Origin of the sequence: Streptomyces coeruleoprunus (assembly GCF_039542925.1) — a bacterium.
Taxonomy (GTDB): domain Bacteria; phylum Actinomycetota; class Actinomycetes; order Streptomycetales; family Streptomycetaceae; genus Streptomyces; species Streptomyces coeruleoprunus.
This window is the reverse complement of record NZ_BAABIT010000001.1, coordinates 6,449,718-6,473,228: the sequence shown is the minus strand read 5'-3', so window position 1 is coordinate 6,473,228 and position 23,511 is coordinate 6,449,718. Positions and strand designations below refer to the sequence as shown.

Sequence of the window (23,511 nt, the reverse complement as noted above, 5' to 3'; positions counted from 1 at the left end):
ATCTCCAGCGTAAAACGAACGTTCATTCTTGACAAGGGCGCCACGCGGCGGGACAGTCGGGACGGAACGTAAAACGAACGATCCTTCTCTTTACTGGATCCCGTGCCTCACCCGCATCTGGGAGGAACCCATGCCCACTACGGCGAATCGCCGCGTGATCGCGGTGGTGCTGCTCGTACCGGCGGTCGTCGCCCTGGCCCTGTGGGCCTTCGCCTGGCCCGCCGCCCGTATCGCCCCGCGCGACCTGCCGATCGGCGTCGCCGGCCCACAGTCCGCGGTGGCCCGGGTCGAGCAGGGCCTGAACCAGCGAAAGGGGGCCTTCGACGTGCACCGCTACACGGACGAGAAGGCGGCCCGCCGGGGCATCGAGGACCGCGTCGTATACGGCGCCGTCGTCGTCGCACCCGAAGGGCCGCGGCTGCTCACCGCGTCGGCCGCCGGCCCGGCCGTCGCCCAGCTTCTCCAGCAGGCCGTCACGGCGCAGGCCCCGGCCGGCACGCCGGTGCCCGTCACGGACGTGGTGGCCACGCCGCCGGGCGACCCGAGGGGCGGCACCCTCGCGGCGAGCGTCCTGCCGCTCGCCCTGGCGGGCGTGCTGACCGGCGCGGTCGTGACACTCCTGGGGCTGCGCGGAGCGCGGGCGGCCGCCGCCCTCGCGGGTGCGGCCGTGGCGGCGGGCGCGGTGGGCGCGGCGATGGCGCACAGCTGGCTGGGAGCGGTGACCGGCGACTGGTGGGCGGTCGCGGGCGTGCTGACGCTGACAGTGCTGGCGATAGGCGCCGGGGTCGCGGGGCTCGCGGCGCTGCTGGGCCGGGCGGGGCTCGGACTCGGGGCGCTGCTGGTGGTGTTGCTGGGCAACGCGTTCTCGGGCGCGGGGAGCGCCCCGGAGCTGCTGCCCGAGCCGGCCGGGCCGATCGGCCAGTGGCTGCCGCCGGGCGCGGGCGTCACTCTGCTGCGCTCCGTCTCCTTCTTCGACGGCGCCGCCTCGGGCCCCGCGCTGCTCACCCTGTCCCTGTGGAGCGCGCTCGGCATGGCCGCGGTGGCGCTGGGCTCCCTGCGTCGCCCGGCGACCGCGCCCGGCGCGCGCTCCGCGACGGAACGCCCTACGCCGCAACCCACCCCGATCGGCTGACGGCCCGCCTCGACGGCCACGCGTCCCCGCACCGTGCGGCGGGGGCGCGTGGCCCTTGCCGCGGGGCGGCGTGGGCGCGCGGGCCGGGGCCCGCAGGAGGCCGGCGACGGGTCAGTGGCCCGGCGGCCGGTGCTCGGCGGCGATACCGAAGCGGCGTTCGCCGGCAGCGGACGGGGTCTCGTCGGTCGCCGCGACCGACGAGACCGCCCGCACCTCCGGCCCCGCCTCCAATCGCTCCAGGTCAGCGGCGGAGACAAGCGCCACGAGCGGCTTGCCGTGCCGGGTGACGACGACGCGTTCGCCGCCGTAGACAACGCGGTTGATCAGGTCGGCGAGCTCTGCCCTCGCTTGCGTCACCGGAATCTCGTAGGCCATGCTCCCATTCTAACGGTCTGTACATCCTGTACATTTTTTACCGAAGGAACAGAGGAGGTGCATCCGCATGCGCCGTGCCACCGCCCGCCATGTGCTGCCCGAGTTCACCGAGCGGACCAGCTGGGGAAGCCGCACCCTCGACCCGTACTCCAAACTCCTCGAAGGGCGGATCGTCCTGCTCGGCACGCCGCTCGACGACACGGCCGCGAACGACCTGATCGCCCAGCTCGTGCACCTGGAGTACGCCGCGCCCGACCAGGACATCTCGCTCTACATCAACTCGCCGGGCGGCCCGGTGCCCGCGTTCACGGCTCTCTACGACGCGATGCAGGTCATCTCCTGCGACGTGGCCACGACCTGTATCGGCCAGGCCGCGTCCACGGCCGCGCTCCTGCTCGCCGCCGGTGCCCCCGGCAAGCGCTGCGCCCTGCCCGGCGCCCGCGTGGTGCTCCAGCAGCCCGCCCTGGAGGAGCCGCTGCGCGGTCAGCCCAGCGACCTGGACGTCCACGCGCGGGAGTTGCTGAGGCAGCGGGATCACGTCGTCGACCTGCTGGTCCGCCACACCGGCCGGAGCCGCGCCGAGGTGGCGGCCGACCTGGAGCACGACAAGGTCCTGGACGCCACCGGCGCACGGGCGCACGGCCTGGTGGACCAGGTGATCGAGAACCGGGGGCGGTGACGGGATGCCGCTCCCGGAGTTTCCCCCGCTGCCGGCCCTCACCCGCGCCGAGGGCGCGTACGTCGACGGCTACCTCGACGTCGTCGACCTGCTGGGACGCCTCAACCCGGCCCGCGCCTCCCATACGTACGGGGCGCTGCGCGCGGCCCAGGCCCTCGTCACGCGGGCGACCGCGCTGCGCGACGCGCTGACGCTGATGCACGAGCGGGGCGAGAACGAGGTGCATGCCCCGACCCTGGCGCGTGCGCTGCGTGCGCTGGACGGTGAGCGGCGCACCGGGCGCGTGACGGTGCCTCAAGATCCTGTCGGCTGACCGGTTTCGGGAGGCGTAGCGCGACCGGCCCTCGCCCGTTCGGCTGAGGCAAAGGGACGAACTTCGTACGGCGCGAGTTGCGGAGCGGATGTACGCATCTGGCGGAACCGGACGTTCCGCCGCTGGTACGGGGCTCAGCCGGGCTGCGCCGAACGACCCGTGAGCGTCCCTGTCCACCCAGTTGGATCAGTCGTGACGAGGGTCACACAGCGCCGTTTCGTCTCGGGGTTCCGGCGTCCGCTGGGCAAAGATCCGTCTCGACGACAAGCCCCCGCCACCCAGGCGGGGCGGTCCGGGCGGACGCCGAATCCTGCCGCCGCCCGGGCGCCGGGTCGACACCAGTGGATCGGCAGGAGTGGAGGACCCGAGCAGTACGGGGCGACCACCGCAGTGTGCGGACCGGTCCCTCTTGGGGTGAAGCCGCGTCAGCGGCCGGGCATCTTCGTCCTGTCCGAACCCGACAGGTCATCCTTCACAGGCGGACTGACGAAGGGTTCGCAATGTCCTCGCTGAATCAGGTCCCGTCCCAGGCCACGTCCCAGGCCCCGTCCCCCGCCTCCGGAGCGTCGCCCACGACGACCCGGCTGGCCTGCGCCGTCTCGGCCCTCACCCTCGCCGCCGTGGGCGGCACCCTGCTGGCCCCGGGCGCCGTCCCGGACGCCCAGGCCGCACCGGCCGCGGCGAACAAGGCGCTCAACGTGGCCGCGTCCAAGAAGGGCTCCCCGTACCAGTGGGGGGCGACCGGCCCGTACCGCTTCGACTGCTCGGGGCTGACGCTCTACTCGTACAAGAAGGCCGGCAAGTCGCTCCCGCGCACCGCGCAGGCCCAGTACAACAAGACGCGTTCGATCCCCTCGTCCAGCCGGCGCAAGGGTGACCTCGTCTTCTTCCACGGCCGCGGCGGTGTCTACCACGTGGGCATCTACGCCGGGAACAACAAGATCTGGCACGCGCCGAAGACCGGGTCGTGGGTCAAGCTCGACCGCATCTGGTCGCGGTCCGTCTCGTACGGCCGCGTGCGCTGACCCCGGCGCACCCCCGCCGCACGCACCGCAGCCGCGCGCACCGGGCATGAGCCGCGGTACGGGGGCAACCGTCGTGACGTCCGACGACCGCCTCCGTACCGTGGGCCGCCCGCCGCCGTGCGGGCTGCATGAACGTTCCTGGCTGCGAGAACGTCACGGTCCGACCGGCACGGTCCAGGGCAGGGCGATCCACACCGTCTTGCCGCCCTCCTCGGTCGGCGTGACCGACAGCCGGCCACCGCGCTCGGCGGTGAGCCAGCGGATGATGACCATGCCGCGGCCGTTGTCCTGCTGTACGGCCGCGGGCAGCCGCTGCGGCCAGCGGGGGTGGCTGTCGGTGACACCGATGCGCAGCCGCTCCTCGCGGTCGAGCCGCAGGTCCACGGTGAAGGTGGGCGACTGGCCGAAGGTGTGCTGGACGGCGTTGGTGGCGAGTTCGGAGACGATGAGCCGGACGGTGTCCGCGATGTCCGCGTCGTCGGGCAGCCCCCACTCGGTGAGGACGTCGGCGACGTATCTCCGGGCGGCGGAGACCGAGGCGGGATCGCTCGGCAGAGTGACGGATGCTTCCTGGTGGTCTGCCATGGCGACGCTGTCCCTTTCCCACCGGGGCCGGACTCCGACACGTAACGGATGTTCTGGTGAGGACGGCCTCGGATTGTGCTTCGCGCCAGACTGCCACTTTTGTCGCCCCTGGGGGGAGCGATCCCTCAAGATATGCATATATCTGTCGCTCGATGCGGTGAACTCTGCTACGCGAGAACGGATTTACCCGGCACACTGACGGGTTGTCCCGGGGAAAGGAGGGGACGGGAGGAGGCGTCCATGGGCGGCACGCGGCACGGTCCGGCGGTACGCCGGCGGAAGCTCGGCGAGGAGCTGCGCGGACTCCGCCTCCGGGTGGGGCTGACGAGCCGGGAGGCGGCGCGGCTGGTGGGTTGGCACCAGTCGAAGGTGAGCCGGATCGAGACGGGGGCGAGCGGGGTCACCCACGCCGATGTGACCCGGCTGCTGGACGCCTACGCGGTCACCGATCCGCGGCTGCGGACCCTGCTGGAGGCGCTGGCGGGAGCGGCGGACAGCGGCGGCACCGGGTGGTGGCACGCGTACCGGGGGGTGATTCCGCCGCAGTACCGGGACTTCATCAGCCTGGAGGCCTCGGCGTGTGCGGCCCGGACGCTGGAGACCTCGGTGGTGCCGGGCCTGTTGCAGACGGCGGACTACGCGCGGGCCGTGACGAGTGCCGCGCTGGAGGGGCTGCCGGCGGCGACGGTCGACGTGCTGGTGGAGGTCCGGATGGCCCGCCAGGAGGTGCTGCGCGGGGCGGAGCCGCTGCGGATGGAGGCGGTGCTGGACGAGGCGGTGCTCCGGCGGCAGGTGGGCGGGGCGCGCGTGATGCGCCGGCAGCTGCGGGCGCTGGGCGAGACGGCCCGGGAGCCCCATGTGCGGTTGCAGGTGCTGCCGTTCGCGATGGGCGGTTACGTCGGACTTTCGGGTTCGTTCGTTATCTTCTCCTTTCCGAATATCGCTGATCTGGACGTGGTTGTTCTTGACCACATGACGCGTAGCCTCTATCTGGAACGGTCGGAAGACCTCGAGGCGTACGGGGCCGCGTTCCGCACCATGCAGGCGCACGCGCTGACGCCCGAGGACTCGTTGGATCTCATCGCCGGGATCGCTGACGGCGCGTAGGGAGAGGCACCCCCCGATGTCTGCTTACCTCGCACACGACGACAACCTCGACGCCCCCGTCCTCGACGGGCTCCACTGGCGGCGCAGCAGCCGCAGTGTCGGCATGAACAACTGCGTCGAGGCCGCACGCCTCGACACCCGCCTGCTCGCCGTACGGGACTCGAAGGACACCGGCAGGCCACCGCTGCGGTTCTCGCCGACGGCCTGGTCCGCGTTCGTCTCCGCCCTGCGCGACGGGCCGGACGTGGCCGCCGGCTGACAGGTCCGGACGGACCGTCAGCCGTGGGACGGCGGCGCCGTGCGCAGGATCGTGCCGACGGCCCGGTCGATCTGGTCCTCCGTCAGGTCCGCTCGCGCGGTGAGGCGCAGCCGCGAGATGCCGTCGGGCACCGACGGCGGCCGGAAGCAGCCGACCGCGAGACCCTCGGCGCGGCAGTCCGCGGCCCACCGCACGGCCTGCTCCGGCGACGGGGCACGGACGGACACCACGGCCGCGTCCGGGCGTACGGCGCTCAGCCCGGCCGCGGTCAGCCGCCCGTGCAGGGTGGCCGCCACCGTACGGGCGCGGTCCGCCAGCCGCGGTTCGCGCCGCAGCAGGCGCAGGCCCGCCAGGGCGGCGCCGACGGCGGCCGGGGCGAGGCCCGTGTCGAAGATGAACGTCCGGGCGGCGTTGACCAGGTGCTCGACGACCGGGGCCGGGCCGAGGACCGCACCGCCCTGACTGCCCAGGGACTTGGAGAGGGTGAGCGTGGCGACCACGTCGGGCGCGCCCGCGAGACCCGCGGCGTGGAGGGCGCCGCGTCCGCCCTCGCCCAGGACGCCCAGGCCGTGCGCGTCGTCCACGACCAGGGCGGCACCGTGCTCCCGGCACGCCCCCGCGAGGGCGCCCAGCGGGGCCGCGTCGCCGTCCACGGAGAACACCGAGTCGGTGACCACGAGGGCGCGCCGCCCGGGGTGCGCGCCCAGCGTCTTGTCCACGGCTTCGGGGTCGGCGTGCGGGACGACCGCCGTCTCGGCGCGGGAGAGCCGGCAGCCGTCGACGATGGAGGCGTGGTTGCCCGCGTCGGAGACGATCAGCGACTCGCGGGCGGTCAGCGCGGTGAGGGCCGCGAGGTTCGCCGCGTACCCGGAGGAGAACACGAGCGCCGCCTCGAAGCCGCAGAACTCCGCGAGTTCCCGCTCCAGCTCGGCGTGCAGCGCGGTCGTGCCGGTCACCAGCCGCGAGCCGGTGGCCCCGCCGCCCCAGCGGCGGGCCGCGCCGGCCGCGCCCTCCGTGACCTCGGGGTGGCGGGTCAGGCCCAGGTAGTCGTTGCTCGCGAGGTCCAGCACGTCCGCCTCGGCGGGGCGGGGCCGCAGGGCGCGGACCAGACCGGCGTCGGCGCGGCGGCGCGCCTCGGCCGCGGTCCAGGCGAACGGGTCCCCCGCCGGTCCTCCGGTCACGTCCTCGGCCATGTACTCGATCCCCTTTGTAGGCAGCGCACAGACCCTAACGAAGAAGGGACGTGGTCAGAGTGTGGCCATACACACACCGCCGACGCCGTCCCTTGTGGATTTCCTCCTTGGCCCGGAGGTGGGGCGTAGGTCAGGATCAGCGCCATGGACCTGTTGAACACGCTGGTGGACAAGGGGCTGCGGCGTGAGCTGCCGACCCGCGAAGAAGCGCTCGCCGTGCTGGCGACCTCCGACGACGAGCTGCTGGACGTGGTGGCCGCGGCCGGCAAGGTGCGGCGCCACTGGTTCGGGCGGCGGGTGAAGCTCAACTACCTGGTGAACCTGAAGTCGGGGCTGTGCCCCGAGGACTGCTCCTACTGCTCGCAGCGCCTCGGCTCCAAGGCCGACATCCTGAAGTACACCTGGCTGAAGCCGGAGGAGGCGTCCAAGGCGGCCGCCGCGGGCGTCGCCGGCGGCGCGAAGCGGGTCTGCCTGGTGGCCAGCGGCCGGGGTCCGACGGACCGTGACATCGACCGCGTGTCGAAGACCATCGAGGCCATCAAGGAGGACAACGAGGGCGTCGAGGTCTGCGCCTGCCTCGGCCTCCTCTCCGAGGGCCAGGCGGAGCGCCTGCGCACGGCGGGCGCCGACGCGTACAACCACAACCTCAATACGTCCGAAGGGACGTACGGGGACATCACGACCACCCACACCTACGCCGACCGGGTCGACACGGTGCAAAAGGCCCATTCGGCCGGCCTGTCGGCGTGCTCCGGTCTGATCGCGGGCATGGGCGAGAGCGACGAGGACCTGGTGGACGTGGTCTTCGCGCTGCGCGAGCTGGACCCGGACTCGGTGCCGGTCAACTTCCTCATCCCGTTCGAGGGCACGCCGCTCGCCAAGGAGTGGCACCTGACCCCGCAGCGCGCGCTGCGCATCCTGGCGATGGTCCGGTTCGTGTGCCCCGACGTCGAGGTACGGCTGGCGGGCGGCCGCGAGGTGCACCTGCGGACCCTCCAGCCGCTGGCGCTGCACCTGGCCAACTCGATCTTCCTCGGTGACTACCTGACCAGCGAGGGCCAGGCCGGCAAGGCGGACCTGGAGATGATCGCGGACGCGGGCTTCGAGGTGGAGGGCGCGGGCAGCACGACGCTGCCCGAGCACCGCGTGGACGCGGCGGCGCAGGGCTGCGGCTCCGGCGGCGGTTGCGGCTCGGGCTCCGGGTCCGGGGATGTCTGCGGCACGCCGGCCGACGCCGCCGCGGAATCCGCCGTGCCGGAGGCCCGGACCGATCTGGTCGCGGTGCGCCGCCGGGGCGCCGGGACGGACCTCGCGCCCAATGCCTGAGCCCCTCGACGGCACCGCCGCCCTCCTCGCGCTGGACCGGGAGCACGTGTGGCACCCGTACGGCCCGATGCCCGGGCGGGTCGACCCGCTGGTCGTGGAGTCGGCGTCGGGGGTACGGCTCCGGCTGGCCGAGCCCGTCCACGGGCGGACCGAGCTGGTCGACGGCATGTCGTCGTGGTGGTCGGCGGTGCACGGCTACAACCACCCGGTCCTCAACGAGGCGGTGCGCGGCCAGCTCGACCGGATGAGCCACGTCATGTTCGGCGGGCTCACCCACGAGCCGGCCGTGCGGCTGGCCACGCGCCTGGTCGAGATCACCCCCGAGCCGCTGCGGCACGTCTTCCTCAGCGACTCCGGGTCGGTCTCCGTCGAGGTCGCCGTGAAGATGTGCCTGCAGTACTGGCGGTCCACCGGCCGGCCGGCCAAGCAGCGGCTGCTGACCTGGCGCGGCGGCTACCACGGCGACACCTGGCAGCCGATGTCGGTGTGCGACCCGCAGGGCGGGATGCACGAGCTGTGGGCGGGGGTTCTGCAGCGGCAGGTCTTCGCGCCGCCGCCCCCGGCCGCGTACGACGAGGAGTACGCGGGGCGGCTGCGCACACTGATCGCCGAGCACGCGCACGAGCTGGCGGCGGTCATCGTCGAGCCGGTGGTGCAGGGCGCGGGCGGCATGCGGTTCCACTCCCCCGCGTACCTGCGGGTGCTGCGGGAGGCCTGCGACGCGCACGACGTGCTGCTCGTCTTCGACGAGATCGCCACCGGCTTCGGCCGGACGGGCGAGCTGTTCGCGGCCGGGCACGCGGGTGTGGCGCCGGACGTGATGTGTCTGGGCAAGGCGCTGACCGGCGGCTACCTGTCGATGGCGGCGACGCTGTGCACCTCGCGGGTCGCCGACGGCATCTCGCGCGGGGACGTGCCGGTGCTGGCGCACGGCCCCACCTTCATGGGCAACCCGTTGGCGTCGGCGGTGGCCTGCGCCTCGATCGACCTGCTGCTGTCCCAGGACTGGGCGCGGGAGGTCAAGCGGATCGAGGCGGGGCTGCGCGACGGGCTGGAGGCGGCGCGCGACGTGGCCGGGGTCCGGGACGTCCGGGTGCTCGGCGCGATCGGGGTGGTCCAGCTCGACCACCCGGTCGACATGGCGGCGGCCACGGCCGCGGCCGTGCGCGAGGGCGTGTGGCTGCGGCCGTTCCGCGACCTCGTGTACGTCATGCCGCCCTACGTCACGGGCGACGACGATCTGGCGACGATCTGCCGCGCGGTGTGCGCGGCCGCACGGGAGGGCTGACATGGCGGTCGTGGTGGTGAGCGGCACCGGCACGGAGATCGGCAAGACCGTGGTCACGGCCGCGGTGGCGGCGGCGGCGGCACGCGCGGAGGGCCGTTCGGTGGCGGTGCTGAAGCCCGCGCAGACCGGCGTCGGGCCGGACGAGCGGGGCGACGCCGACGAGGTCGTCCGGCTGGCCGGGCCGGGCGTGACGGGGCGGGAACTGGCCAGGTTCCCCGAGCCGCTGGCGCCCGCGACGGCCGCCCGACGGGCCCGCATGGCGCCGGTGCGGGCGGACGAGGTGGCGGAGGCCGCGGAGAAGCTGGCCACCGAGCACGACCTGGTGCTGGTCGAGGGCGCGGGCGGACTCCTCGTACGGTTCGACGACCAGGGCACCACCCTGGCCGACGCGGCCCGGCTGCTGGGCGCGCCGGTCCTGGTGGTCGCGCCCGCGGGCCTCGGCACGCTCAACATGGCCGCGCTCACGGGCGAGGCCCTGCGGGCGCGGGGCCTCGAGCAGCTGGGCGTGGTCGTGGGCAGCTGGCCGCGCGACCCGGGCCTGGCCGAGCGCTGCAACCTGGCCGACCTCCCGGACGCCGCGGGCGCGCCCCTGCTGGGCGCGGTGCCGGAGGGCGCCGGCGCGCTGTCGCCGGAGGCGTTCCGCGCGGCGGCGCCGGGCTGGCTGGGCGCGCGGCTGGGCGGGACCTGGGACGCGGAGGCGTTCGAGCGGGCGGTCTCGGCGGGGGGCCGCTGAGGGCACGCGACCACAGCCGCCGGTGCCGCCGGCGGCTGTGGTCGCCGTGCTGCAGGGAGGGGCGGCGGTTTCGGCTCCGCTCCCCCGGCCCGTCCGGGGCGGAACGTACGCTGCGGATCATGAGAGCGACTGTCAGCGAGATCGTCTTCGACTGTGCCGAGCCCGCCGCGCTGGTGCGGTTCTGGGCAGGCCTGCTGGGCGGGGAACCCGTCGACCGGAGCCGGGACTGGTCGTACGTGGATCCGCCCGGGTTCGTACGGGTCGCGTTCCAGCGGGTGCCCGAGGGCAAGGCCGCGAAGAACCGGCTGCACCTGGACCTGGACGCGGACGACGTCGGGGCCGCCGCCGACGAGGCGGTACGGCGGGGCGCGGTGCGTGTCGGCGGCGTCGTCACGGACGAGCAGGGGCGCTTCCAGGTACTGCGGGACCCCGAGGGCAACGAGTTCTGCTTCGTGGACGACTGACGGGCGCTCGGTGGGGCGGGTACGGGGCACAATCCCCGTATCCGCCCGTTTCTGTCGGAGCCTGCCGAGGAGGTCCGCGATGCCGGAGCGAAGCGGGACGAAAGTTGCCCGGGACGCCGTCCACCATCCGCTGTTCGCCCGCTTCTACGCGCGCGTGAGCGTGGTCGCCGACGCGAAGGGCGGGGTCGCGGCGTACCGGAGGGAGCTGCTGGACGGGCTGTCCGGCCGGGTCATCGAGGTCGGCGCGGGCAACGGCCTGAACTTCGCGTACTACCCGGGGGCCGTGTCGGAGGTCGTCGCCATCGAACCCGAACGGCTGCTGCGCCGGCTGGCGGTGGAGGCGGCCGTGCGCGCGGGGGTGCCGGTGGACGTGGTGCCGGGCGCGGCCGAGGCGCTGCCGGTGAAGAGCGAGGCGTTCGACGGGGCCGTCGCCTCGCTGGTGCTGTGCAGTGTGCGGGACCTGCGCCGGTCGCTCGCGGAGCTGCGCCGGGTGCTGAAGCCGGGTGGGGAGCTGCGGTTCTTCGAGCACGGCCTGGCGCCCGGGAAGCTGATGGCCACGGCCCAGCGGGCGCTGGACGCCACGGTGTGGCCGCTGATGTGCGGCGGCTGCCACACCGCCCGCGATCCGCTCGCGGCCATCGAGGCGGCGGGCTTCGAGATCGTCACGTACCGCCGTCTGCGCGTTCCCGAGAAGGGCGTCCGGCTGCCCACGTCGGCCTGCGTCCTGGGCGTGGCACGCCGCCCGCTGTCGGACGCCGACGACTGACGGGACCGGACCTGCCCCGGACGCGCCGGGCCTTCAGGGTGCGCAGCGCGGTGCCGCCGCGGCGGCGCAGTTCGCCCTGCGGGATCCGGGCGCGGCCGCCGTTGGTGATCAGGGCGTTGACCGGGGTCATCGGGTCCGCGGCCATCGCCTTGGCGAGGAGGACGCCGACCACCAGCGGGAGCAGGGCGCCCGCGAGGGCGGTGCCGGTCGTGGTGACGTGCCGCAGCCGCACGCGCCGGGGGGCTTCCGAAGTCATGCCGCCATTCGACCAGCGTGGTCATGGACCGGTCATCCGATCACGTACTCAGGCGGGCGGGCCGTTCGTACTCACCCGCCGAAGGCAGGCCGCCCTATGCCCCCCGAGCGCAGGCCGCCCGATTCCCCCGACCGCAGCCCCACGTCTACAATTATCCATGGATTAATGGAGGATGGTCATGACGAAGCGGCCGGACGGCGAGCCGAAGGCCAGGCTGTACGAGGCGTTCGCGGCCACGGGCAAGGCCCTGGCCAATGGGAAGCGGCTGGAACTGCTCGATCTGCTCGCCCAGGGCGAGCGGTCCGTCGACGCGCTGGCCAGGGCGGCCCGGCTGAACCTGACGACCGCGTCGGCGCATCTGCAGTCCCTGAAGCAGGCGGGCCTGGTCGCCACCCGGCGCGACGGGGTACGCGTCCACTACCGGCTCGCCGGCGACGACGTGGCACGGCTGTTCGCGCTGTTGCGCAAGGTCGCCGAGGCCCACCAGACGGCCGTGGAGCCGGCCAGGGCCGCGTACCTGGGCGCCTACGCGGAGTCCGGCGACTCGGGGACCGTCACGCGTGACGAGCTGCTGGCGCGGGTGGAGGCCGGTGAGGTGGTGGTCCTGGACGTGCGCCCGGCGGAGGAGTACGCCGCGGGCCACATCCCCGGCGCGATCTCGATCCCCGTCGACGAACTGGCCGCCCGCGTCGAGGAACTGCCCGAGGGCGTCGAGGTCGTGGCGTACTGCCGCGGCGAGTACTGCACGATGGCCCGCGACGCCGTCCGCACCCTCGACGAGAGCGGCCGCAGGGCGGTCCGGCTGGTCGACGGCCTCCTGGAGTGGCGGCTCGCCGCACTGCCGGTCGACGTCGCGGCTGCCGAGGCCGCGGTGGGTTCCGGTGCCGCAGCCGCTTCCCGTGCCGCGGTCGTTCCGGGCGCCGCGGCCGCTTCGGGCGCCGCAGCCACTTCCCGTGCCGCGGCCGATCCGGGCGCCGGAGTGGTCGCGTGAGCCGGGGCCGCCGGTCGGCGCCGGACGCGGACATACCGGGCGCGGTGGCGAGCGGCCCGGCCGTCGTCACGCCCGCGCAGCGCAGGACCCTGACCGTCCTGGTCGTCTCCCAGGTGCTGAGCGGTGCCGGGCTCGCGGCCGGGATCACCGTCGGCGCGCTGCTGGCCCAGGACATGCTCGACTCCACGAGCCTGTCGGGGCTGCCGAGCGCGCTGTTCACGGCCGGCTCGGCGCTCGCCGCCGTGCTGGTCGGCCGCGTGTCGCAGCGCCGCGGCCGCCGTCCGGGCCTCGCCGCGGGGTACGCCACCGGCGCGCTCGGCAGCCTGGGCGTCATCGCGGCCGCGGTCGTGAACAGCCCGGTCCTGCTCTTCGTCTCCCTGTTCGTGTACGGGGCCGGGACGGCCACCAACCTCCAGGCCCGGTACGCCGGGGCCGACCTGGCGGACGACCACCACCGGGCCCGCGCGGTGAGCACCGTGCTGGTCGCCACGACGCTCGGCGGGGTCGTCGGCCCCAACCTCGCGGCGCCGACCGGGGCGCTCGCCGCGGGCCTGGGCATCCCCCGCCTCGCCGGGCCGTTCCTGCTGGCGGTGGTCGCCTATGCGGCCGCCGCCCTGGTGCTGGTGGTGTGGCTGCGGCCGGACCCGCTGCTGCTGGCGCGGACGCTCGCCGCGCGGGAGACGGAGGCGGCACAGGAGGCACAGGAGCCTGCCGATGCCGCGCCCGCCGCCGGTGCCGGGAAGACCGCGCGCCTCCGTCCCGGGGGCATCGCCCTGGGCACCACGGTCATGGCGCTCACGCAGCTCGTCATGGTCGCGATCATGACGATGACGCCGGTCCACATGCACGAGCACGGCCTCGGCACAGCCGCGTCCGGCTTCGTCATCGCCCTGCACGTGGCCGCCATGTACCTGCCGTCGCCGCTGACGGGACTGCTCGTCGACCGGTACGGGAGGACGGTGATCGCGAGCGCGTCCGGGGTCGTCCTGCTGGCCGCCGGGGTGCTCGCCGGCACGGCACCGCCCGAGTCGGTCCCGCTGCTCACGGTGGCGCTGGTGCTGCTCGGGATCGGCTGGAACCTGGGGCTGGTCAGCGGTACGGCGATCATCACCGACAGCGCGGCCCTGGCGACGCGGGCGAGGACGCAGGGCATGGTGGACGTCGCCATCGCCGTGGCGGGCGCGGTGGGTGGTCTGGCCTCCGGTGTCGTCGTGGCGACCACCAGCTACGCGGTGCTCGCCCTGTGCGGCGGCGCGCTCGCGCTGGCGATCGTCCCGGCCGTGGCCGCCGCCCGGGCACGCTGAGGCGCACCCGGGCGGACGGGGTCACTTGAGGTACGGCCCGTCCGTACCGACCTTGCCGGGTGCGGCGTTGGCGCCGCCCAGGTCCAGGGCGTACACGCGGAGGTTGCCCTTGCCGGGTGCGGGGACGGCGAGGGTGCCGTCCGTGACGGTCCTGGTCTCCCCGGTGACGGCGTCCTTGTACGTGCCGTTGGGGATGCCGGTGAACCGGGCGCCATGGGTGACGGTGACCAGGGCGAAGCTGTCGGTGCCGGTGGCCGTGTCGGTGTAGCGGCGCTTGAAGGCCATCTCCCCGCTGATGCCGTCCGTCGAGTACTGGCCCATCTGGAGGGCGGGGACGGCCCGGCGGATGAGGTTCAGCCGCTGCACGTGCCGGGCCAGCGGCTGGGCGAGCGTGGTGGCGACGGGTCCGGTCGCCGAGGCCACCGTCCCGAACCCGGACGCGGTGACGGTGCCGGCGAGGTGGTCGCCGTAATAGGCACGGCCCGTCGTGGCGAGCGGGCAGCTCGGCCCGCAGTCGATCCGCCTGCCCTTCTGGAACTCGGTCTCGGAGCCGTAGTACAGGGTGGGGATGCCGCGGAAGGTCCACATCAGCGCCATGTTCTCGGCCCACGCGTCGGTGCCGCCCGTGTAGCGTTCGCCGCTCTTGTTGGGTCCGTAGTCGTGGCTGTCGACGTAGACGACGTTGTACGTGGCGTCGTTGGTGCTGTCGTCGGAGTCCTTGCCGTTGTGGAAGGCGTTGACGGCGTCGCCGAAGTTCATGTGCATGCGCATGTCGATGATGTGCATGCCGGAGAACCGGCTGTGGTCGGGGGCGTGGTAGCTGTTGCCGTCCAGGAAGGCGTTGCGGGAGGTCGGCTGGTTCGCCGGGCCCTGGGCCTGCTCGTAGGCGTACATCTCCAGCGCGGCCCGTGCGTCGTCGGCGCTGTACTCCTTGCGCTCCTTCCATGTGTAGAACTGCGCGGAGTGGTTGACGGAACCGCGGTTCCACTTGTCGTTGACGAACGCGGCGACCTCGCCGAAGACGAAGAAGCCGCGGGCCGCGTCGGCGCCGAACCGCTGGCTGACCCGCTCCTGGATAGCAGGCAGGAAGCGGCGGTTCCAGGTGGTGCGCGGGATGTGCACGGCGGTGTCGACACGGAATCCGTCGACGCCCATGTCGATGTACTTGTTGTACGCGCCGATCAGGTAGTTCTGGACCGCCGGCGACTCGGTGTCGAAGTCGGCGAGGTCCTCGTGCAGCCAGCAGGAGCGGGCGTCCTCGCCCTCCCAGTTGCCCAGCCAGCAGGTGTGGTAGTACGCGGACGGGAACATGCCCGAGGTGGGGCTGGGCCACTGGCAGTTGTAGAGCGTGTAGCCCTCGGGGCTGCGGGCGCCGGTGGGTGTGCCCCAGTTGAGGCAGGTGTTGCCGGTGGGTTCGGCCGTGGACCACAGGTCGCCGTTGTAGTAGGACTTGCCGGACTTGGGTTCGACGGTCAGCCCGTCGTACGCGAAGCCGGCGTTCGGCTCGTCGTAGTACCAGCTCCACTGGGTGTCGCGGATCCCGTAGACCTTCGGCGTGAACAGGCCCTTGGCTCCCCAGCGGGAGGAGTGGTTGTACACGACGTCCTGGTAGATCTTCATGCCCTTGGCGTGGGCGGCGTCGATGAGGTCCTGGTACGAGGCCCCGGCGGACTCCAGCCGGGGGTCGACCCGGTAGAAGTCCCAGCCGTGGTAGCCGTGGTAGTCGTAATCGGAGCGGTTGAGGACGACCGGGGTGATCCACACGGCGGAGAAGCCGAGGCCCTTGATGTAGTCCAGCTTGTCGATCAGGCCCTTGAAGTCGCCGCGGAACATGGGGTCGTCGTTGGCCGCGTTCCCGGAGCGGACGTGCTGGCTGCCGCCCCGGTTGTTGGTGGGGTCGCCGTCGTTGAAGCGGGCGGTCAGCACGAAGTAGACGGGGTCCTTGCGCGGGTCGGTGCCCAGGGGCCTGCCCGGTGTGGTGGCGGGCGGCCGGTCACCCGTGGTGACCGTGGCGGGGGCCGACGCCGCGGAGGTGTTCCCGGCCGCGTCGACGGCCCGGACGGTGTACGTGTAGGCGGTCCGCTCCTGGAGGCCGGTGTCGGAGAGGACCGTGGAGCCGGTGTCCGTGACGGTGGTGCCCGCGCTGCCGCCGGTACGGGTGACCTGGTAGCCGGTGACGGCCCTGTTGTCCGTCGCCGGCTGCCAGGACAGGACGACCGAGGTGCCGGTCGCGCTCGCGGTCACCCCGGTGGGCGCGGTGGGCGCCTCCGTGTCGGGCTGCTGGGCGGCGCAGGGGTCGGCCGCGTCGGCGGTGACCGTGCGGTTCCGTACGGTCGTGGTGCCGGCGGGCAGCGTGTAGTCGGCGCCGTTGTTGTTGTCCCAGATGCCGTTGCCGTTGTTGAACGCGGCCTTCAGGGACGTGGCCGCACCCAGGTCGACGGTCCTGCGCCACCAGCCGGTGCAGGCGGCCTCCATGCCGACGCCCGGGACGGTGGTCCAGGAACCGCCGGCGGGCTGGTAGTGGAGGTTGACGGTGGACCAGCCGAGGGCGTCGGTCGCGTAGTAGACGGTCGCGGTCCGGCTCCCTCCGGGGTCGGGGGCGGTGTCGGCACACGGGTCGCTGTGCGCCACGACGCCGTCCTTGACGGTGATGTCGCCGGTGCCGAGGGCGTAGTCGCGGCCGCCATTGTTGTCCCAGACGCCGGCGCCGTCGGTGAAGGTGGCCTTGAGGCCCTGGGCGCTGCCGAGGGGGACGGTCAGCTTGACCCAGTCGGTACAGGCGGCCTGCATCCGCGTACCGGGCACGGTGGTCCAGGAACCGCCGTCGGGGGCGTAGTGGAGGTAGTAGGCGCTCCAGGCACGGGTCTTGGTGGAGTAGTAGACGGTGGCGGTGTTCTCCGTGGCGGCCGCGGCCGTGGCAACGGTCCGGGTGTCCGCGGCGCCCGGGTCGGCGAGGGGCTGGGCGAGCAGCGCGGACGCGGCCACGGTCAGGGCGGCGAGCGGGCGTCTCGCCCGCCGGCGCGTGGCGCGCGCCCCTGGGGTGCGCTTCATGGGGATCTCCAGGTGGGGGTACGACAGGGTCGTCCTCCGCCGGTCACCCTGACGCGCCTCGGGGCTCTGGCGTGAGAAAGTTGCTGAAATCCTTTGCAGCAGCGGAAGTTACCGGCCACGCCCGGCGCGGTAAAGGGTTCCCGCATGACGAGCTGTCAGCGCCGTGCGCGGCGTTCCGCCTCCGCGTGCCACCAGCCGGGCGGCGAGGGGCCGTCGGGGCGGGCGGTCGCCTGCTCGGGGTGGAGGCCGAGCCGCCTCAGCTCGTCGGCCGGGACCCGGATGTCGATCCGGCCCCGCCAGTGGCCGTCGGGGCCGGGGCCGCAGGCGAGCCCCACCATGACCCGCTCGGCGGGGAAGGGCATCCAGTCGATGCCGCGGTCACGCAGTCAAGCCCGCAGGGCGGCCATGGGGCGCGGGGCGCCCGGCACGTTCTCGTACGTCACCACGGCCACCCGGTCGTCGTCGATGCACATGGCGCCCATGATGACGTACGGCGGGCCGCCCGCGAGGACCCGGCCGCTCCCCACGAGCCCCGGCACCGGCGTCGGCGCGGCCCCGCGTCAACCGGTCCAGCGCTGGAGCTCGGCCGCGATGGAACGGACGTCGGCCCGGCCGCTCTTGACGAGACGGGCGAGGTCCCTGATCAGCTCCGGCGACGTGGCGACGCGCAGACCGGAGGCGACGAGGTACCCGTACGCGACCGCCGAGGCGTACAGGGCGTTGGAGTGCTCCAGCGCCGGGACGTGCAGCAGCAGTTGCAGCAGCGCGGCGGCGCGGGTGTGCGGGTCGTCGTACACGGGGATGCCGAAGATCTCCGCGTCGTGCCGGCTGACCGCGGCCACGAGGGCGCCCCAGTCTGCGACCTGGGGGTCACGGGGCATCTTCTGCTCGGCGAGCATGAGCAGCCACGCGAGGTCGATGGAGAGGTTCATACGGGCAGGCCACACTCCACGGCGACGTGCGCACGCCTGGCGCGGGGACGCAGCTCCCGTTCGGCCCGCGTCACAGGGCGCCCTCGGCGGAGCCGCCTCCGGCGGGACGCGCGTGGGGCGCGCCGGGCGTATCGCGCGTGCCGGGCGCGTCGGGCGCGTCGGGCGTATCGGGCGCGTCGGGCGCGTCGGGCGTATCGGCTCGGAACTCCTCCGCGAACACCGCCTCGTACTGCTTCATGAAGTCGGCCGCCGCGTCCACGAAGGTGCGGCCCACCTCGCCCGCGTCGCGCTGGACGAGTTCCTCGATGTACCGGTTCACACTGACCCCCCGCTGCTGCGCCCTGCGCCGGGCGGTCTCGGCGGTCGCCTCGTCCACCCGTACGTTCAGCTGAGTCTTCGCCACACGACCACGCTAGCGCGGAATCGCTAGCACGAAAACCCCATCGACGGAACGGATCGGCGGATGGTGGGATTCACGCCATGAACGATCTTCGAATACGCCCGGCCGGCCCCTCCGACCTCGATTCGGTGCTCGCCTTCTGGAAGGTGGCCGCGGAGGGGACCAGCATCAGCGACGACCGCGACGGCGTCGAGCGGCTGGTGGCCCGCGACCCCGAGGCCCTGCTCCTCGCCGAGGACGGCGACGGGGAACTGGTGGGCACGGTGATCGCCGGATTCGACGGCTGGCGCTGCCACCTCTACCGGCTCGCCGTCCACCCCGGCCGACGGCGGCAGGGCATCGGCACGGCACTGCTGGCCGCCGCGGAGGAGCGGTTCGTACGGCTCGGAGGGCGGCGCGGTGACGCGATGGTCCTCGACCGGAACGAGCAGGCCCACCACGCCTGGCGGGCCGCGGGGTACGCGCCGGAGCCGCAGTGGAGCCGGTGGGTCAAGCCACTGACGGACTGAGCCGCGCACTCCGGACCGGGCCGCCGGGTTTTCCACAGGATCAGCCCGCCCACAGCAAGGCACTTTGCTGATCCTTTACCATGAGTGGAGCCGGATCAACTCATTCGATTTCGAAAGGTGTGAGCGACCGCCCATGGGCGAGCCTCCCAGTAGCCGAAGACGCCATCGCGCGATCATCCCCTCCCTGCCGGATCATGGGACGGAGGTGACCCGATGACCGAAGTGCTGCTGCTGCTCGTGGCACTGCTGCTCGCCCTGGCGTGCGGAGGCTTCGTGGCGGCGGAGTTCTCCCTCACGACGGTCGAGCGCAGCGCCCTGGAGCAGGCCGTCGAGCGGGGTGAGCGGGGTGCGCTCGGCGCCCTGAAGGCCGTGCGGTCCCTCACCTTCCAGCTCTCGGGCGCCCAGCTCGGCATCACCGTCACCAACCTGGTCGTCGGCATGCTCGCCGAGCCGTCCGTCGCCAAGCTCCTCAGCGGGCCCATGCGCGGGCTCGGCCTGTCCGCATCGGCCGCCTCCTCCGTCGCCCTGGTGATCGGTACGGCTCTGTCGACGGTCGTCCTGATGGTCGTCGGCGAACTGGTCCCGAAGAACTGGGCCATCTCCTCGCCGCTCGGCGTCGCCAAGGTCGTGGCCACCCCGCAGCGGATCTTCAGCGCCGCCTTCAAGCCCCTGATCAGCCATCTCAACAACACCGCCAACCGGTCGGTCCGCCGCCTCGGCATGGAGCCGGCCGAGGAGCTGGCCTCGGCGCGCAGCCCGCAGGAGCTGGTCGCCCTGGCCCGCCACTCCGCCAAGGCGGGCGCGCTGGAGGCGGACACCGCCGAGCTGTTCGTGCGCACGCTGAACCTGGCCGAGCTGACCGCCGAGAACGTGATGACGCCGCGCGTCCAGGTCACGGCCCTGGAGGCGCAGGCCACCGTGGAGGACGTCGCCAACGCGACCCGCGCCACCGGCCTGTCCCGCTTCCCCGTCTACCGGGGAAGCCTCGACACGGTGATCGGCACGGCCCACATCAAGGACGTACTGGCCGTCCCGGCCGACCAGCGGTACCGCACGCCGGTCGTGGACCTGCTGCGCGAGCCCGTGCTCGTGCCGGAGACGCTGACCGTGGACCGGCTGCTGGACCGGCTGTCCGGCAAGGCCACGATGGCCGTCGTCATCGACGAGTACGGCGGCACGGCCGGTGTCGTGACGCTGGAGGACATCGTCGAGGAGGTCGTCGGCGAGGTACGGGACGAGCACGACCCGCACGAGACGCCCGACCTGGCCCGGGCCGGCGAGGACGCCGACGGGCGCACGCTGTGGTCCGCCGACGGCGCCGCCCGCACCGACCAGCTCCGAACGATCGGGCTGCACGTGCCGGAGGGGCCGTACGAGACGCTGGCCGGGCTCGTCGCCACCGCGCTGGGGCGGATACCGGCTGTTGGTGACACGGTCGAGCTGTCCGGCTGGGAGCTGGACGTGGTCGACGCCTCCGGGCGGCGCGCCGCGCGCGTCCTGCTGCACGCCCCGCACGCCCGGGAGGACGAGGACGGCGCGGCCGGTGACGGCGGTCCCGGAGACCACGCCCACCGGGGACAACGCCACGGCGATGGCTCCCGCCACGGCCTCCACCTGCGCGGATCGCGCCGTGACGCCCACGAACGGGAAACGGGCGCCGACGCCCGCGAGCGGGCCTCCCGGGAGTCACGAGCATCGCGGGGATCGTGGGGATCGCGCCGTGACGGGTCGTCCGGTGCCGCCGGTGAGGGGGCCGCGCGATGATCGTGATCCAGCTGCTGGTCGGCTTCCTCACGCTGGTGCTGAACGCGTTCTTCGTCGGCGCCGAATTCGCCCTGATCTCCGTGCGCCGCAGTCAGATCGAGCCGCAGGCGGAGGCCGGGAACCGGCGGGCGCGCAGCGTCCTGTGGGGCCTGGAGCACGTCTCGGCACTGCTGGCGGCGGCCCAGCTGGGCATCACGCTGGCCACCCTGGTGCTTGGCATCGTCGCCGAGCCGGCCATCGCGCACCTGCTGGAGCCGCTCTTCGACGCGATCGGCGTGCCGCACGGCCTGGTGCACCCGGTGTCGTTCGTGATCGCGCTCGCGGCGGCCACGTACCTGCACATGCTGCTGGGCGAGATGGTGCCGAAGAACATCGCGCTGGCCGAGCCGGTCCGTACGGCCCTGCTGCTCGGCCCGCCGCTGGTGGCGCTGGCGCGGGCGCTGCGCCCGGTGATCTTCACCATCAACGCGTTCGCCAACGGCCTGCTGAAGCTGCTGCGGGTCGAGGCGAAGAACGAGGTCGCGGCCACGTTCTCGGACGACGAGCTGGCGCGGATGGTGACCGACGCGGGTGACGCGGGGCTCCTGGACGACCGTGCGGCCGAGCGGCTGCACGACGCGCTGGAGCTGGGCCGCCGTCCCGTGCGGGACGTGGTGATGCCGCTGGAGCGCGTGGTGTACGCGCGGGTCGGGACCACGCCCGAGGAGTTGGAGGGGCTTTCGGCGGAGTCCGGGTTCTCCCGGTTCCCCGTGGTCGATCCCGCACGGCGCATCCTGGGCTACCTGCACGTGAAGGACGCCCTGGACGCGATGCCGCGCGACCTGCCGTTCCCGGTGTCGGCGATGCGGCCCATCGCCCGGGTGCGGGCCGCTACCCCGCTGGACGACGTGCTGACGGCGATGCGCCGCAGCCGTACGCACCTGGCGGCCGTGCTGGACGACGACGGCCGGCTCGCGGGCATGGTGACGATGGAGGACGTCCTGCGCGAGCTGGTGGGCCGGCCGGCTCCGTGACGGCACCGTGACGGCTCCGCGCCCCGGTGACGGCGCCGTCGGCGGTGGGGTGCGGCTGCGGGGCGGCCGCCTCACAGGGGCGTGGCGGCCAGCCACGCGTCGAGGAGCGTGCGGTCGCCGGTGACGGTGAACCGGCCGTCCCCCGCGCCGTACCGCCCGTAGAGCAGGAGCAGCAGCTCCCCGGTGTCCGCCTCGATGGTGACGGTCGCCCCGCCGTCGCCGTCGAGGCGCACGGAGAAGCCGCCCCCGCCGAACGTGAGCGTCCACATCGCGCCCGTGTCGGCGGCGCGCAGCCGCAGGACGTCGCCGTCACGGCCGAGGTGGGCGACCGGCTCGGCGACCCGGCCGACGTACGGCACGTACTCCAGGAACTCGTCGATGCCGTCGGCCGCCGTGCCCGCGTCGATCCGGGGCCGCTCGCCCAGGGCCAGTTCGGCGTCGGCGAGGTGCACGACGGCCTCGAAGAGCAGCCGGCGGGCGAAGAACCGCACGTGGGGGTCGGCCCCGTACGTCCACATCGGGGTGTCGGGGGCGGCGGAGCGCAGGGCTCCCAGCGCGGCCTCGGCGCTGCTGGCCAGCCAGTCGGCGTACGCGCCGGTGTCGTCCGGCAGGTCCAGCGGGATGTCCTCGGGCCGGACGCGGGCGGTGGCGCGGGTGCGGACGAGGTGGTCCGTCCAGCGGTGGGTGGTGCCGTGGTGCCGTACGAGATCGGCGAGTGTCCAGCCGGGGCACGTCGGGACGGGCGTGGCCGGATCCGCGTCCCGCACGGTCTTCAGGAGGCGGGCCACGTGCTCCTCGACGGCATCGCAGTAGTGCTCGTGCCCGTCCTCGTCCAGGCCCAGGGACGCGGGTATCGCGTGCAGGGCCTCACTCCACGGGCCGTCGGGTTCGCGGCGTGCGACGTCGTGGAACAGCACGGCCAGGCGGCGCCGGTCGGGGGGCGCGAGCCGGTCCAGCACATGGGCCGTGTGCTCGGTCCAGCGCACGGCCGTGTCCGGGTCGACGACGTCGTCGTCGCAGGTGTCGATCGACGTCAGCAGATGGGCCAGTGCCTCCGCCAGCGCCTGTTCCAGTGCCTCGCTCATGACTGTCCCCCGTGTCCCTTCCGGTCGCGTCCGCAGCCTTCCCCTCGGACCGGGCGACCCTACTCGCCCACTCGACGGAGGCGCGGCCGAGCCCCGCGATACGATCTCTGCGCCATGGAGATCAATGCCACGTACAACAGTTTCGTCGCGGTGGGCGACAGCTTCACCGAGGGCATGTCGGACCTGCTGCCGGACGGCTCCTACCGGGGCTGGGCGGACCTGCTGGCGGCCCGGCTCGCCGCCCGGACGCCGGGCTTCCGGTACGCGAACCTGGCGGTACGGGGCAAGCTCATCGGCCAGATCGTCGACGAGCAGGTCGGCCCGGCGAGCGAGATGGGCGCCGACGTGATCAGCCTGGTGGGCGGCCTCAACGACACCTTGCGCCCCAAGTGCGACATGGGCCTGGTGCGGGGCCGGCTGGAGGAGGCGGTCGAGCGCCTGGCGCCGTCCTGCAAGCAGCTGGTGCTGATGCGCAGCCCCGGCCGCCGGGGCCCGGTGATGGAGCGGTTCCGCCCGCGCATGGAGGAGCTGTTCGCGTACGTCGACGAACTGGCGGACCGGCACGGGGCGCTGGTGGTCGACCTGTACGGCGCCGAGGCGCTCGGCGACCAGCGCATGTGGGACGTGGACCGGCTGCACCTGACGGCCGAGGGGCACCGGCGGGTCGCCGAGGCCGTGTGGCAGACCCTGGGCCTGGAGGCCGAGGACGACTGGCGGGCCCCGCTGCCCCCGCACGTGCGGGCACCTTGGGTCGAGCGCCGGATCGGTGACCTGAGGTTCGCCCGGCAGCACCTGGGGCCGTGGATCGGGCGGCGACTGACGGGCCGTTCCTCGGGTGACGGCCGTCCGGCCAAACGGCCCGAACTCCTGCCGTACGAGGCGTCCTAGGCGCCGCAGCCCCGAGGCCACAGCGCCGCCCGGCACCCCGCCGACAGGGCGCGGACCTGCGCCGCCGGGCCGG

General features: G+C 73.6%; 27 protein-coding genes and 1 riboswitch. Of the genes, 17 read left to right on the top strand and 10 right to left on the bottom strand.

All coding sequences use genetic code 11. The features are described 5' to 3' along the window. Positions 1-130 precede the first annotated feature (130 nt). Positions 131-1,132, top strand: a complete 1,002-nt coding sequence (locus ABEB09_RS29080; RefSeq protein WP_345692878.1) for an ABC transporter permease — start codon at positions 131-133, stop codon at positions 1,130-1,132. A gap of 111 nt (positions 1,133-1,243) precedes the next feature. On the opposite strand, the gene ABEB09_RS29075 is transcribed toward ABEB09_RS29080, so the two are convergent. Further along, a complete protein-coding gene (locus ABEB09_RS29075) occupies positions 1,244-1,507 on the bottom strand; it encodes a type II toxin-antitoxin system Phd/YefM family antitoxin (RefSeq protein ID WP_345692877.1) in 264 nt (87 codons plus the stop codon). A gap of 67 nt (positions 1,508-1,574) precedes the next feature. Here ABEB09_RS29075 and ABEB09_RS29070 point away from each other — a divergent pair, with 67 nt between their 5' ends. From ABEB09_RS29070 to ABEB09_RS29060, 3 genes are all read left to right on the top strand, one after another. Continuing rightward, the gene (locus ABEB09_RS29070) at positions 1,575-2,186 is read left to right on the top strand and encodes an ATP-dependent Clp protease proteolytic subunit (protein ID WP_345692876.1); all 612 of its coding nucleotides are present in this window, start codon (positions 1,575-1,577) and stop codon (positions 2,184-2,186) included. A 4-nt stretch (positions 2,187-2,190) separates the two neighbouring features. Then, the gene (locus ABEB09_RS29065; RefSeq protein ID WP_345692875.1) at positions 2,191-2,499 is read left to right on the top strand and encodes a hypothetical protein; all 309 of its coding nucleotides are present in this window, start codon (positions 2,191-2,193) and stop codon (positions 2,497-2,499) included. A gap of 291 nt (positions 2,500-2,790) precedes the next feature. Next, positions 2,791-2,995: riboswitch (cyclic di-AMP (ydaO/yuaA leader) on the top strand. Positions 2,996-2,999: 4 nt separating this feature from the next. Then, positions 3,000-3,524: a C40 family peptidase gene (locus tag ABEB09_RS29060; protein ID WP_345692874.1), complete on the top strand. Its 525-nt coding sequence runs from the start codon at positions 3,000-3,002 to the stop codon at positions 3,522-3,524. Between the two features lie 153 nt (positions 3,525-3,677). Here the strand turns inward: ABEB09_RS29060 and ABEB09_RS29055 are convergent, their stop codons facing one another. Beyond that, entirely contained in the window at positions 3,678-4,109 is a 432-nt protein-coding gene (locus ABEB09_RS29055) for an ATP-binding protein (protein WP_345692873.1), read from the bottom strand. A 240-nt stretch (positions 4,110-4,349) separates the two neighbouring features. Between ABEB09_RS29055 and ABEB09_RS29050 the strand changes: the two genes are divergently transcribed. Further along, positions 4,350-5,216 (top strand): helix-turn-helix domain-containing protein, encoded by an 867-nt coding sequence (locus ABEB09_RS29050; protein ID WP_345692872.1) that lies wholly within the window; start codon positions 4,350-4,352, stop codon positions 5,214-5,216. A 16-nt stretch (positions 5,217-5,232) separates the two neighbouring features. Continuing rightward, positions 5,233-5,475: a DUF397 domain-containing protein gene (locus tag ABEB09_RS29045; RefSeq protein ID WP_345692871.1), complete on the top strand. Its 243-nt coding sequence runs from the start codon at positions 5,233-5,235 to the stop codon at positions 5,473-5,475. Between the two features lie 17 nt (positions 5,476-5,492). Here ABEB09_RS29045 and ABEB09_RS29040 read toward each other — a convergent pair whose 3' ends face one another. Next, positions 5,493-6,668: an 8-amino-7-oxononanoate synthase gene (locus ABEB09_RS29040; protein WP_345692870.1), complete on the bottom strand. Its 1,176-nt coding sequence runs from the start codon at positions 6,666-6,668 to the stop codon at positions 5,493-5,495. A gap of 144 nt (positions 6,669-6,812) precedes the next feature. Between ABEB09_RS29040 and bioB the strand changes: the two genes are divergently transcribed. From bioB to ABEB09_RS29015, 5 genes are all read left to right on the top strand, one after another. Beyond that, positions 6,813-7,994: a biotin synthase BioB gene (gene bioB / locus ABEB09_RS29035; RefSeq protein WP_345692869.1), complete on the top strand. Its 1,182-nt coding sequence runs from the start codon at positions 6,813-6,815 to the stop codon at positions 7,992-7,994. Next, positions 7,987-9,282, top strand: a complete 1,296-nt coding sequence (locus ABEB09_RS29030; RefSeq protein ID WP_345692868.1) for an adenosylmethionine--8-amino-7-oxononanoate transaminase — start codon at positions 7,987-7,989, stop codon at positions 9,280-9,282. The genes bioB and ABEB09_RS29030 overlap by 8 nt, the downstream gene beginning before the upstream one ends. 1 nt (position 9,283) lies before the next feature. Further along, entirely contained in the window at positions 9,284-10,015 is a 732-nt protein-coding gene (gene bioD / locus ABEB09_RS29025) for a dethiobiotin synthase (RefSeq protein ID WP_345692867.1), read from the top strand. A 119-nt stretch (positions 10,016-10,134) separates the two neighbouring features. Further along, positions 10,135-10,479: a VOC family protein gene (locus ABEB09_RS29020; RefSeq protein ID WP_345692866.1), complete on the top strand. Its 345-nt coding sequence runs from the start codon at positions 10,135-10,137 to the stop codon at positions 10,477-10,479. A 79-nt stretch (positions 10,480-10,558) separates the two neighbouring features. After that, positions 10,559-11,245: a class I SAM-dependent methyltransferase gene (locus ABEB09_RS29015; RefSeq protein ID WP_345692865.1), complete on the top strand. Its 687-nt coding sequence runs from the start codon at positions 10,559-10,561 to the stop codon at positions 11,243-11,245. Here the strand turns inward: ABEB09_RS29015 and ABEB09_RS29010 are convergent. Further along, positions 11,142-11,501 (bottom strand): hypothetical protein, encoded by a 360-nt coding sequence (locus ABEB09_RS29010; protein ID WP_345692864.1) that lies wholly within the window; start codon positions 11,499-11,501, stop codon positions 11,142-11,144. The two genes, ABEB09_RS29015 and ABEB09_RS29010, sit on opposite strands and share 104 nt — an antisense overlap. A gap of 178 nt (positions 11,502-11,679) precedes the next feature. Between ABEB09_RS29010 and ABEB09_RS29005 the strand changes: the two genes are divergently transcribed. Further along, positions 11,680-12,492: an ArsR/SmtB family transcription factor gene (locus ABEB09_RS29005; protein ID WP_345692863.1), complete on the top strand. Its 813-nt coding sequence runs from the start codon at positions 11,680-11,682 to the stop codon at positions 12,490-12,492. A 32-nt stretch (positions 12,493-12,524) separates the two neighbouring features. Continuing rightward, positions 12,525-13,796, top strand: coding sequence for an MFS transporter (locus ABEB09_RS29000; RefSeq protein ID WP_345694123.1), 1,272 nt, complete (start codon positions 12,525-12,527; stop codon positions 13,794-13,796). 21 nt (positions 13,797-13,817) lie between these two features. On the opposite strand, the gene ABEB09_RS28995 is transcribed toward ABEB09_RS29000, so the two are convergent. The 5 genes from ABEB09_RS28995 to ABEB09_RS28975 all read right to left on the bottom strand — a co-directional run bounded on the left by ABEB09_RS28995 (position 13,818) and on the right by ABEB09_RS28975 (position 18,182). Further along, positions 13,818-16,847 carry a carbohydrate binding domain-containing protein gene (locus ABEB09_RS28995; protein ID WP_345692862.1) on the bottom strand — a complete coding sequence of 1,010 codons (3,030 nt, stop codon included), beginning with the start codon at positions 16,845-16,847 and terminating at the stop codon, positions 13,818-13,820. 155 nt (positions 16,848-17,002) lie between these two features. Then, the gene (locus ABEB09_RS28990) at positions 17,003-17,209 is read right to left on the bottom strand and encodes a hypothetical protein (protein ID WP_345692861.1); all 207 of its coding nucleotides are present in this window, start codon (positions 17,207-17,209) and stop codon (positions 17,003-17,005) included. A 24-nt stretch (positions 17,210-17,233) separates the two neighbouring features. Continuing rightward, positions 17,234-17,374 (bottom strand): hypothetical protein, encoded by a 141-nt coding sequence (locus ABEB09_RS28985; protein WP_345692860.1) that lies wholly within the window; start codon positions 17,372-17,374, stop codon positions 17,234-17,236. A gap of 33 nt (positions 17,375-17,407) precedes the next feature. After that, entirely contained in the window at positions 17,408-17,779 is a 372-nt protein-coding gene (locus ABEB09_RS28980) for a fic family toxin-antitoxin system, toxin component (RefSeq protein ID WP_345692859.1), read from the bottom strand. Positions 17,780-17,849: 70 nt separating this feature from the next. Beyond that, positions 17,850-18,182, bottom strand: coding sequence for a hypothetical protein (locus ABEB09_RS28975; RefSeq protein ID WP_380841962.1), 333 nt, complete (start codon positions 18,180-18,182; stop codon positions 17,850-17,852). Between the two features lie 77 nt (positions 18,183-18,259). Between ABEB09_RS28975 and ABEB09_RS28970 the strand changes: the two genes are divergently transcribed. The 3 genes from ABEB09_RS28970 (at position 18,260) to ABEB09_RS28960 (ending at position 21,465) form a co-directional block, all read left to right on the top strand. Then, positions 18,260-18,688, top strand: a complete 429-nt coding sequence (locus ABEB09_RS28970; protein WP_345692858.1) for a GNAT family N-acetyltransferase — start codon at positions 18,260-18,262, stop codon at positions 18,686-18,688. A gap of 213 nt (positions 18,689-18,901) precedes the next feature. Then, complete coding sequence (locus ABEB09_RS28965; protein ID WP_345692857.1) at positions 18,902-20,452, top strand: hemolysin family protein; 1,551 nt, start codon at positions 18,902-18,904, stop codon at positions 20,450-20,452. Continuing rightward, positions 20,449-21,465 carry a hemolysin family protein gene (locus tag ABEB09_RS28960; RefSeq protein WP_345692856.1) on the top strand — a complete coding sequence of 339 codons (1,017 nt, stop codon included), beginning with the start codon at positions 20,449-20,451 and terminating at the stop codon, positions 21,463-21,465. Before ABEB09_RS28965 ends, ABEB09_RS28960 begins: the two co-directional genes overlap by 4 nt. 71 nt (positions 21,466-21,536) lie before the next feature. On the opposite strand, the gene ABEB09_RS28955 is transcribed toward ABEB09_RS28960, so the two are convergent. Then, a complete protein-coding gene (locus tag ABEB09_RS28955) occupies positions 21,537-22,550 on the bottom strand; it encodes a maleylpyruvate isomerase family mycothiol-dependent enzyme (protein ID WP_345692855.1) in 1,014 nt (337 codons plus the stop codon). 114 nt (positions 22,551-22,664) lie between these two features. On the opposite strand from ABEB09_RS28955, the gene ABEB09_RS28950 reads away from it, so the two are divergent. Next, positions 22,665-23,438, top strand: a complete 774-nt coding sequence (locus ABEB09_RS28950) for an SGNH/GDSL hydrolase family protein (protein ID WP_345692854.1) — start codon at positions 22,665-22,667, stop codon at positions 23,436-23,438. The last annotated feature ends 73 nt before the right edge of the window (positions 23,439-23,511 follow it).

Excerpts from the sequence above, each read along its gene's own strand:
- ABEB09_RS29080 (WP_345692878.1), top strand. The coding sequence starts at position 131 with ATGCCCACTACGGCGAATCGCCGCGTGATCGCGGTGGTGCTGCTCGTA.
- ABEB09_RS29075 (WP_345692877.1), bottom strand. The coding sequence starts at position 1,507 with ATGGCCTACGAGATTCCGGTGACGCAAGCGAGGGCAGAGCTCGCCGAC.
- ABEB09_RS29070 (WP_345692876.1), top strand. The coding sequence starts at position 1,575 with ATGCGCCGTGCCACCGCCCGCCATGTGCTGCCCGAGTTCACCGAGCGG.
- ABEB09_RS29065 (WP_345692875.1), top strand. The coding sequence starts at position 2,191 with ATGCCGCTCCCGGAGTTTCCCCCGCTGCCGGCCCTCACCCGCGCCGAG.
- ABEB09_RS29060 (WP_345692874.1), top strand. The coding sequence starts at position 3,000 with ATGTCCTCGCTGAATCAGGTCCCGTCCCAGGCCACGTCCCAGGCCCCG.
- ABEB09_RS29055 (WP_345692873.1), bottom strand. The coding sequence starts at position 4,109 with ATGGCAGACCACCAGGAAGCATCCGTCACTCTGCCGAGCGATCCCGCC.
- ABEB09_RS29050 (WP_345692872.1), top strand. The coding sequence starts at position 4,350 with ATGGGCGGCACGCGGCACGGTCCGGCGGTACGCCGGCGGAAGCTCGGC.
- ABEB09_RS29045 (WP_345692871.1), top strand. The coding sequence starts at position 5,233 with ATGTCTGCTTACCTCGCACACGACGACAACCTCGACGCCCCCGTCCTC.
- ABEB09_RS29040 (WP_345692870.1), bottom strand. The coding sequence starts at position 6,668 with ATGGCCGAGGACGTGACCGGAGGACCGGCGGGGGACCCGTTCGCCTGG.
- bioB (WP_345692869.1), top strand. The coding sequence starts at position 6,813 with ATGGACCTGTTGAACACGCTGGTGGACAAGGGGCTGCGGCGTGAGCTG.
- ABEB09_RS29030 (WP_345692868.1), top strand. The coding sequence starts at position 7,987 with ATGCCTGAGCCCCTCGACGGCACCGCCGCCCTCCTCGCGCTGGACCGG.
- bioD (WP_345692867.1), top strand. The coding sequence starts at position 9,284 with ATGGCGGTCGTGGTGGTGAGCGGCACCGGCACGGAGATCGGCAAGACC.
- ABEB09_RS29020 (WP_345692866.1), top strand. The coding sequence starts at position 10,135 with ATGAGAGCGACTGTCAGCGAGATCGTCTTCGACTGTGCCGAGCCCGCC.
- ABEB09_RS29015 (WP_345692865.1), top strand. The coding sequence starts at position 10,559 with ATGCCGGAGCGAAGCGGGACGAAAGTTGCCCGGGACGCCGTCCACCAT.
- ABEB09_RS29010 (WP_345692864.1), bottom strand. The coding sequence starts at position 11,501 with ATGACTTCGGAAGCCCCCCGGCGCGTGCGGCTGCGGCACGTCACCACG.
- ABEB09_RS29005 (WP_345692863.1), top strand. The coding sequence starts at position 11,680 with ATGACGAAGCGGCCGGACGGCGAGCCGAAGGCCAGGCTGTACGAGGCG.
- ABEB09_RS28995 (WP_345692862.1), bottom strand. The coding sequence starts at position 16,847 with ATGAAGCGCACCCCAGGGGCGCGCGCCACGCGCCGGCGGGCGAGACGC.
- ABEB09_RS28990 (WP_345692861.1), bottom strand. The coding sequence starts at position 17,209 with ATGCCCTTCCCCGCCGAGCGGGTCATGGTGGGGCTCGCCTGCGGCCCC.
- ABEB09_RS28980 (WP_345692859.1), bottom strand. The coding sequence starts at position 17,779 with ATGAACCTCTCCATCGACCTCGCGTGGCTGCTCATGCTCGCCGAGCAG.
- ABEB09_RS28970 (WP_345692858.1), top strand. The coding sequence starts at position 18,260 with ATGAACGATCTTCGAATACGCCCGGCCGGCCCCTCCGACCTCGATTCG.
- ABEB09_RS28965 (WP_345692857.1), top strand. The coding sequence starts at position 18,902 with ATGACCGAAGTGCTGCTGCTGCTCGTGGCACTGCTGCTCGCCCTGGCG.
- ABEB09_RS28960 (WP_345692856.1), top strand. The coding sequence starts at position 20,449 with ATGATCGTGATCCAGCTGCTGGTCGGCTTCCTCACGCTGGTGCTGAAC.
- ABEB09_RS28955 (WP_345692855.1), bottom strand. The coding sequence starts at position 22,550 with ATGAGCGAGGCACTGGAACAGGCGCTGGCGGAGGCACTGGCCCATCTG.
- ABEB09_RS28950 (WP_345692854.1), top strand. The coding sequence starts at position 22,665 with ATGGAGATCAATGCCACGTACAACAGTTTCGTCGCGGTGGGCGACAGC.